Annotated in this window: 1 protein-coding gene; it reads right to left on the reverse strand. The window is 30.6% G+C overall.

What is annotated here, in order from left to right; all coding sequences use genetic code 11:
* A partial coding sequence (locus tag SB679_RS23675) for a lantibiotic dehydratase (protein WP_410704709.1) occupies positions 1-301 on the reverse strand: 301 nt, incomplete at both ends.

Below are 301 nucleotides of genomic sequence, written 5' to 3' on the forward strand. Positions count from 1 at the left end.
GTGTCCAAAAACAGCTCATTGTCTCCCTGAACCAAAACAACAAATCTGGAAACATTCCAGTTTTGGAAAAACTTTTTTAATTCCAATAATGGATTTTCTGCTTTCTTTATCAAGTTAATATCGCTTTCATATAATAGCCAGGAAGCCCTGTGCAAAACAATATTTTGATAATTTATTCTTGGGAAAAACCTTTTTTTCGTCTTTGAATAATTGATATTCAGATTGATATTACCCTGATGCTGAGATTGTATTGCACATAGAAATTTATATGCTGCACTTTCACTATTATAAAAATTATGAG

Source organism: Chryseobacterium sp. SIMBA_029 (assembly GCF_046535275.1).
GTDB lineage: Bacteria > Bacteroidota > Bacteroidia > Flavobacteriales > Weeksellaceae > Chryseobacterium.